The organism is Halomonas citrativorans (assembly GCF_900163645.1).
Classification (GTDB): domain Bacteria; phylum Pseudomonadota; class Gammaproteobacteria; order Pseudomonadales; family Halomonadaceae; genus Vreelandella; species Vreelandella citrativorans.
In genome coordinates, this window is record NZ_FUKM01000012.1 from 1 (window position 1) to 5547 (window position 5547).

Annotated in this window: 13 protein-coding genes; all 13 read right to left on the reverse strand. The window is 56.6% G+C overall.

The window, feature by feature from the left end:
- Positions 1-153 precede the first annotated feature (153 nt).
- Complete coding sequence (locus CZ787_RS02995) at positions 154-702, reverse strand: DUF3486 family protein (RefSeq protein ID WP_087106038.1); 549 nt, start codon at positions 700-702, stop codon at positions 154-156.
- A 14-nt stretch (positions 703-716) separates the two neighbouring features.
- Positions 717-1016: a hypothetical protein gene (locus CZ787_RS03000; protein ID WP_087106040.1), complete on the reverse strand. Its 300-nt coding sequence runs from the start codon at positions 1014-1016 to the stop codon at positions 717-719.
- A 2-nt stretch (positions 1017-1018) separates the two neighbouring features.
- Positions 1019-1363 carry a DUF2730 family protein gene (locus CZ787_RS03005; protein WP_176372165.1) on the reverse strand — a complete coding sequence of 115 codons (345 nt, stop codon included), beginning with the start codon at positions 1361-1363 and terminating at the stop codon, positions 1019-1021.
- A 10-nt stretch (positions 1364-1373) separates the two neighbouring features.
- Positions 1374-1673 (reverse strand): hypothetical protein, encoded by a 300-nt coding sequence (locus tag CZ787_RS03010; protein WP_087106044.1) that lies wholly within the window; start codon positions 1671-1673, stop codon positions 1374-1376.
- On the reverse strand, positions 1670-2023 hold the full coding sequence (locus tag CZ787_RS03015) for a hypothetical protein (RefSeq protein WP_087106046.1): 354 nt from the start codon (positions 2021-2023) through the stop codon (positions 1670-1672). Before CZ787_RS03015 ends, CZ787_RS03010 begins: the two co-directional genes overlap by 4 nt.
- Positions 2017-2631: a transglycosylase SLT domain-containing protein gene (locus tag CZ787_RS03020; protein ID WP_087106048.1), complete on the reverse strand. Its 615-nt coding sequence runs from the start codon at positions 2629-2631 to the stop codon at positions 2017-2019. The genes CZ787_RS03015 and CZ787_RS03020 overlap by 7 nt, the downstream gene beginning before the upstream one ends.
- A complete protein-coding gene (locus CZ787_RS18795; protein WP_176372166.1) occupies positions 2628-2801 on the reverse strand; it encodes a hypothetical protein in 174 nt (57 codons plus the stop codon). Before CZ787_RS18795 ends, CZ787_RS03020 begins: the two co-directional genes overlap by 4 nt.
- A 1-nt stretch (position 2802) precedes the next feature.
- A complete protein-coding gene (locus CZ787_RS03025) occupies positions 2803-3105 on the reverse strand; it encodes a putative holin (protein ID WP_087106051.1) in 303 nt (100 codons plus the stop codon).
- Positions 3106-3261: 156 nt separating this feature from the next.
- Positions 3262-3603: a hypothetical protein gene (locus CZ787_RS03030; protein ID WP_087106053.1), complete on the reverse strand. Its 342-nt coding sequence runs from the start codon at positions 3601-3603 to the stop codon at positions 3262-3264.
- Positions 3604-3627: 24 nt separating this feature from the next.
- Positions 3628-4224, reverse strand: coding sequence for a type VI secretion system-associated protein TagO (locus tag CZ787_RS03035; protein WP_176372167.1), 597 nt, complete (start codon positions 4222-4224; stop codon positions 3628-3630).
- Between the two features lie 47 nt (positions 4225-4271).
- Positions 4272-4700 carry a Mor transcription activator family protein gene (locus tag CZ787_RS03040; RefSeq protein WP_087106060.1) on the reverse strand — a complete coding sequence of 143 codons (429 nt, stop codon included), beginning with the start codon at positions 4698-4700 and terminating at the stop codon, positions 4272-4274.
- The gene (locus tag CZ787_RS03045; RefSeq protein WP_087106062.1) at positions 4687-5109 is read right to left on the reverse strand and encodes a gp16 family protein; all 423 of its coding nucleotides are present in this window, start codon (positions 5107-5109) and stop codon (positions 4687-4689) included. Before CZ787_RS03045 ends, CZ787_RS03040 begins: the two co-directional genes overlap by 14 nt.
- On the reverse strand, positions 5106-5516 hold the full coding sequence (locus tag CZ787_RS03050) for a hypothetical protein (RefSeq protein ID WP_087106064.1): 411 nt from the start codon (positions 5514-5516) through the stop codon (positions 5106-5108). The genes CZ787_RS03045 and CZ787_RS03050 overlap by 4 nt, the downstream gene beginning before the upstream one ends.
- Between the last annotated feature and the right edge of the window lie 31 nt (positions 5517-5547).

Sequence of the window (5547 nt, forward strand, 5' to 3'; positions counted from 1 at the left end):
CGGCATCGGCTGCTTCGCCCCAGGTTAAACCGGTACGGCGGCTTTTCTCGGCAATCTTGAGATCGGAGGCATCTTCGATCCATGCCTTTTGGTACGGCAGCAGAACGGATTCAGGGAGCGCGGAAGCGGGCGCTGTAGAAGGTGCCGCGTTCATCAGGCAATCCCCAAAATATCGCGCTTGATAGCGTCGATGGCGTCGCGGCTCATGCCTTGCGTGGCCATGCTGGTTTCGGCTTTTGCAGCGGCTTCCTTGGCAAACTCGGCGCGTAGCTCTTTGGCGTGCTTCTTCTGGCTAAGTGACAAGCGGCCCAGGCTATCCAGCGCCTTGGAGACCTTGCCCAGGTGATGCGCGGCGGCGTCCGGTTCAATTTCCAGCCTGCGAAACTCCAGCGAGATGCGCAGCAGGTGCTCTTGCACCAGGCGTGCCGTAGCGTCGATCAAGTGGCCTTCGTCGTCTTCGACCGCATCTGACATGGCCTTGGCCATTTCGGTAGTGCGGCGCACACTGCCCATGGCTTCTTCAAACTCCTCTTGGAGATCCTGGCCATAGCGATGAACGCTCGACTTGGAAACGTTATAACCGCGTTCACTCAGCCAACCGGCTAACGCTTCGTAGCCCTGAAAGCCGCTGCTAACGAGCTTCTCGTTTAGCTCTTCGCGGACGTCCTGCGGTAGGCTAAAAACTTTATTGCGGGGTGCCATGGCGTAAACCTCTCTCAAAGACCGGGGCGAGGCTTGGCAACACCCGGTACGTTTGCAACGCCATTGGCACAATCGGCACCGCGTGCGGTGAGCGTGACGATCCAGCCTGCGCGGGGTTGCTGAACAATCACCAGCGCTTGCTCATCCAGCCAAGCGAGGTCGCCATGCAGGCGGTCACGGCTGACGTGGTGGGCATAGGCACCTTGCAGCTCATCATTGAGCGAGTACTCATTGGTGGTGTACTGGCTACGGCGCGAGAGAATGCGCAGGATGCCAAGGCGTCGGCCTTCGGTTTCAAAGTCTTGGAAGCTCATACTTATACCTTCCCCCCTGAACGGTTCAGCAGATAGTCATTCATGCGCCCCACCTGTTGCGCCGTGGCTTTTTGGCTGGCGCTGATCTCGGCCAGCAGTACGTTGGTTTGCGACATTTGTTCTTGAAGCTTGGTGAGGTCGCCGTGGTCAGGCAGGCGCTCCACGGTGTGCTCCAGTTTCACCACCTGTTTCTCCACGTTATCGATACGTTTGTTGGTTGATCGGATGGCGGTTTGGCTGGCGCGGTGCTTGTTGATCCAGTACACATAAACCGCTACCGCGCCGGTAAATAGCGCTTGTAGCAGGTCGAATGCTATTTTCGCGGCTGACCAGTTAATCGGTTCCACGGTGTTCCCCTTAGTCGTTGTCGTCGTCTTCGGCGCTTTGCGCGCACTTATCGGCGTGTTCTCGAATGCGAGCGACACGTAACCAGCCGCGTGCGCCCCATTGGTGAAGGTCGGTGATGAAGAGCGCTACGTCGGCCTGTGAGTAGTCGCCCATCGGTGGCAGCGGCTGGCGCTCGCGCTCGGTCATGCCTGTTGGCGTCGCGCACTGATAAACGTTGATAGCGGGTGGCGGTGGCAGCTCAGGTGGTTTACTACCACAGGCGGCAAGCAAGGCACCGGCGGCGACGATCACAATGGTTCTCACGGTCATGGCAGGCGCTCCAGTGTGTCACGCAGCACCGGGGCTACGGGTCCATCGTCCGTCGTTGGAGTGCGTTGGATGCGTTGGCGTAGGGTGTCGTAGCCTTCGGCTTGCGCGGCCAATTCCTCTTGAAGCGCTTTAATATCGGCTTCTGCGAGACGGTGCAGGCGTACGACCGTCTCTAAATCGTTCAACGCTTCTAGCGTCTGTTGGCGTGCAACCTCTGTGCGCGCTTGGGCGTCTTCAGTGGCCTGCTGCTCAATGGCCACCATCTCTTTAAGGTGCTTCACGTAAAGATGTTGAAACCACAACCCAAGGGCCAACACGCCTACCAACGCCAGAGTGGCTTTGCTTAACATGGCGCCCCCCCTTGCCAGCCTGCCCGCGTATAGCGGGGCGTGAGCGTTAGTAGGATGTGGCGCACATAGTGGCGGTTTTCGCGTAGGGCCCAGCCAGCGCGTGCGGTGTACTTCTCAACGCTGCCAAACCACACACCGGCATCATCCCCGGCAGCCCGCGCCAAACGCTGGTCACGCTGCACCCAGCCCAACCCGCCGTTGTAGGCGCTAAGCGCGAAGGCCCAGCGCTGGCATTCATCGGCGGCGCTCGCCAAGCGTTGCCAGTGCCATTTGTTGTAACGGGCCTGCGCCCGCATGGCCCACGTAGGGGAGTAAGGCGCGGCGCGGCCCAAGTCCGGGTAGATCTCGGCGATCCATGCCGATGTTCCCGGCATAAACTGGCTAAGCCCTTGCGCGCCAACCGGGCTATTCACGTTGGGACGCCACGCGCTTTCTTGATGGATCTGCGCGGCATGAACCGCCACGCGGCCCTTAATGCCCCATTCCTGTTGCACGATGCGAGTGAGTTCCCGCTGGTGCTGTTGAGCAGCGTTGGGGATTTGGGCATTGGCGGGTGTGCAGGCAAACACACTGGCCAGCGTGATGATGGCTAATAGCAACCGGGTCATGCTGCCTCCTTGGGGAGTTCAGCAGCAGCACGCTGCACAACATCTTGCAGCTGCATGTAAAGCACCAGCAGCTTGGGGCCAGCATCGGGCTTGCCGTCAAGCGCCTTGATCTCAGCAGCTAGCCGCTTGCCTTCTTTCAGTAGCCAAGTGGTATTGGCATGGGTGCCCATGTCACACCCCCAAGCCAAGGGCAAGGATAGCGGCGGCGATGATGAGTGCGCGGCGAAGCATGAGCAGCGCAATGGCGCTCAAGCCATTGCCGTTGTTGCACTGATAGTCACCTGGGCGTGCATAGGGGAAGATACTGCGGTCGATCCAGTAGCCGAGGTAGGCACCCCAGCACAATTTGGTCAGCGACCAAAGCAGCACACCCAACTGGTGCGGGTATAAGAAGCCCACGCCAATAGTGGTAATGAGCGCGAGGATCAACCAAGGGCCAATACGGAGCTTGTCGAGCAGGGTTTTCTTATTCACGGGGATAGCCTCAATGCAGGTGGATGCGGTTAACGCAAGCAGTGAGGTTCAGGCTAATGGGGTTGGGTTAGGCGGAGGGAATCAAGCGGTTTAGGAGTTTTGGGGGCTAGAAAGAAAACAACCCGCCGGGGCGGGTTTGTGGGGGCAGGTGGCAGTTTAAACGTCACATTGATGACGCCCCAGCGTCTTGAAATCTTCACCTCTGGAGACAGCAGCAACGTCGATGATCCGAACTAAGCGACTACCTTCGCCTGTGGCATTTGCCCGGACAGCCTCACATACGGACATCGCATAGCCATCGCGGTTGTTGCCGTTATTCAGAACGCCCACATAGATAGCGCCATCATCGGTCACTAGGAAGTCTTTTGCAGTACTACCAGCCATCACTTCATCCTTGATAGCTTCCTCATTGATGGTGACATTGCTGGTTGCTTGGCTCTCGCCGCAGCCTGGCAGTAGCGAGGCGCTGATAATCGTGATCCCTGCTAATGCTCTCATGACGTTCTCCTAACCAGATGCAAATTACCAATTGCATGCTTCTTTGAGTGGCTCAATGGCATCTTCCAATCCCGAAATTGGAAATTGAGTGGTAATAGGTGACTGGCTATAAGGAGTGGCGCGAACAGTCAGAGTATCTTTACCAAACATGCTGCGAATGACAGGGATGGATTGACCCCCACTCCATAAACCCAAAGAGCTATGATCCGTAGATTCATTCATACGCAAAGTGCGTGCCTGCTGATCATCAATGCGCAGGGTGACTTGGCCGTATTGATTCAAATCAGCCATATGATGGCCCGCAAATTTAAATATCATTGAGGTTGTATTCTCAACACACCGAAGCCAAAGCTCTGCATCTGCCTGTCGCCCTAGGCGGTTTGTGATGGGCTCTTTGGAAAAAACGCGCATATATACTGCGACGGAGTCGTCGATAGGGGACGTAGAGTTGTTTACCATCCAAGCAGACTCCTGGGCTACAACACTGCTAGGTTGATACTCAGCGTCATAGCAGGCGAGTCGACGCTCATCATTTGATATGTCGACGCAGTCATCAGCAGCGTGCGCTTGACCAATCAATAAAGCGAATGCCGTTGCAATATAAGTAGCAATTTTCTGCACAATGTTCCCCTTATTTATTTATCAGCCCTAACTTTGTTGAGACTAGCTTAGCCGTTTGTGCTTTCGCAGAAAAGATCTGACTGCATACGGGCGCGGGCAAGCTTACGCTGCTCGGCCAGTATGCTATAGATCTGCGCTTCGGTGAGGTCGTAGTCTTCTACTAGCTGCGGGATATTGTCGCCAGTATGACGTTCCCAGATTTCCCGATCACGCAGGGCGCGATCCAGCTGGCGGCCTTGTGGCACGTAAAGGCTGCGGCCCCCGGCAAATGAGCTGATAGCCCGCACGGCGGCAAAGGCGCGGCGGCGGGCTACTTTAGGCTCATCACCGGCGCGAATGTGGGCGTTCTCGACCACCGTGAGCATATCGCTTAACCCTTGTGGCCACTTCTTCAGGATCTCGGGGTCGAGGTAGTCCAGGACATCTGCCGGAATACCAAAGCCCAAGTCGAAGTTGTCCGCTTTAGGCGAGGTCATCGGGGTACCGTCCTTGCCGCTTGGCGTCGATGATCAGGCTGGTCATTAGGCGGTGTAGCTGGTCATCGTCCAGCCAATCCACCCGCTCAACATTGAACATGCGTTTTGCCATGCTATCTGCGTATGCCCAAGGGCGCTGTGCATGGGTCAGCATCGCTTCGATCTTTGCCATTACGTTCTGGCGAGAGCGTGGCGGACGTGGTGCCTTACGGCCTGCTTTTTTAGCGGGCTTAGGCTCAAAACCCAAGCGGCGAAACTCAAACATCACGCCGCCTACCGTGCGGTTTGTGAGCTCTTTGGCACTGCTCACGCCCGCTGTGCGGGCGAGAATGGCGCGGTACTCTTCATCGCTTAGACCTAGCTGGGCTTTAGCAATGTGGATCTGTGCCAGCTTGCCTTTGCTGATCATGACGCCACCTCATCGCTTTCGGCTCTCAGCTCCAAATCAGGGAAGTGCTTCTTGAGGTGAGCCACCACAGCACCCTCGGTGCCAAAATCCGGCACTACACCGATAACCCGAGGCGTTACCATACGGTCAGCTTCTTTCTTTCCAAACGCTCGCTTTGCTTTCGCATACACCTTCTTGGGATAGGCTGCCCGTTTCATCGGTCGCCAGAATCGCCCTTCGGGATGTACAGGCTTTCCATCCTCGGTTTTCGTCCACTCGCCCTTAGCAACGCCATCTACAAAGACACGGACGAATATCTTCTTTCCATCATGCGCCTTGACCAGAGATAACTCATGACCATCAGCCAGCAACTCAACGGTGCCGCCCAAGTGCTGTAAGCGCTTTTTGATCTCTGCCCACTTATCCATTATTCACCTCATTGGCTGCTCATCAGTGCCG